We start from the raw sequence: 1637 nt of genomic DNA, 5'->3' as shown, positions 1-1637 counted from the left end.
AAATTACTAAAATCACCACATATGGAAACTCCAAACACACCTACCCGCCCAACTTTCAAACCAGATAACAGCGCCAACTCGATATCCGCAAGCCAGATCTTCGGGATCAACCGTCTCGTGAAACTCAATGTCGTGATCGAGGGCAAGGTGATCTCGCATTACAAAAGCTTCACCTTGTCACAGAATAGCAGCAAGCATCACGAGTTCGAGCTTATTTTGGCACACGATACTTTGGGCAACAAGGAAAATCACAACCTGGAATCCAGCCAGGAGTTTTTGGGAAAAAGGATCACGGTGGTGCAAAAATACAAGGATATCCCTGACAGCCCGGAACGTACTTTTGTAGGTGTGATCACGAAGGTGGGATTCAGCCAGGAAAAAGGTGGACTTCCAAATATCGTTCTTGGCGGCTTCAGTCCCACAATACTTTTGGATGCTGCACCGACAGTGCAAAGTTTTGGAGGGGAAGCGCCTGTCAATCTGAGCATCATCGCCTCACAATTGATCAAAGAAGGTCTGGGAAGCAGTAAATATGATGTCCGTGTGGATGCCAACGATTACTCGGAAATCCCATTCAGTGTCCAGTACAATGAGACGCATTACAATTACCTCGCAAGGATGGCAGAGGCCTACGGCGAACAGTTCTATTATGATGGCGAGGTTCTTCATTTTGGAAAATTACCGCCTCAAAATCCACCACTGAAGTTGATCTACGGCAGCAACGTCAGTGATATCCGTGTAGAATTGCAGGCCGTACACACGAAGCCGGAATTCTACGGCTACAACAGCAGCCAGCACAGCAAACTGACCTCAGGGGAAACACCTGTAAAACATAAAGGCGACCTTGCGAAGATGGCATATGAAAAGAACCAGAGCGGTATCTTCACCACAAGGTCATTACAAGTAGCTCCCATCAAGGCGGCCACGGACAAGGATGTGGTCAACTCACAGGAAAGTTCTGCCGGAAGCAAGGCGGTGGAAGTTTTCACCGTGACCGGTAACATTTCCATCCCATTCCTCTATCCTGGTTGCGTTGCCGACCTGGAGATGCGAAAACCGGACAGCAACCAGACGAGCTACTTCACAAGGATCATGGTGACGGAGGCGACACACGATGTGGATACCTTGGGACATTACAAAGGAACTTTCAAAGCTATCGCAAGTGACACGGGCTTCCTCCCGAAACCAGAGTTCACTATCCCGGCAGCTCAACCACAGATCGCAACGGTCATCAGCAATACAGACCCACAAGGCCAAGGTCGGGTAACTGTAAAATTTGATTGGCAGCTGCATGACACCACCAATTTCATCAGGATGATGAGTCCGGATGCTGGCGGTACAGACCAGATCACGCAGAACCGAGGTTACGTTGCGATCCCGGAAGTTGGAGACCAGGTAATGGTCGGCTTCGTGCACAACCATCCTGATAGACCGTTTGTAATGGGTGGGATGTTCCATGGACAGGTTGGCCTGGGAGGCGGATCGGATAACCGCGTGAAGTCAATACAAACCAGAAGCGGACATAGAATTGTTTTCACAGAGGACGAAAGCATTATCATAACTGATAAATCAGGAAATGAGATCCATCTGGATACTACAGGAAGTAATATCAATATTACAGCACCAGAGACGATGAC

1 protein-coding gene is annotated in these 1637 nt (G+C 48.6%); it reads left to right on the top strand.

Annotation, left to right across the window (positions count from 1 at the left end; genetic code table 11):
• Positions 1 to 21 precede the first annotated feature (21 nt).
• Positions 22 to 1637, top strand: a 1616-nt coding sequence (locus AXA65_RS18685; protein WP_063971563.1) for a type VI secretion system Vgr family protein, incomplete at its 3' end; no start/stop codon positions are given.

This window comes from Chryseobacterium sp. FP211-J200 (genome assembly GCF_001643375.1).
GTDB classification, from domain to species: domain Bacteria; phylum Bacteroidota; class Bacteroidia; order Flavobacteriales; family Weeksellaceae; genus Epilithonimonas; species Epilithonimonas ginsengisoli.
This window is presented reverse-complemented; position numbering and strand designations above follow the sequence as displayed.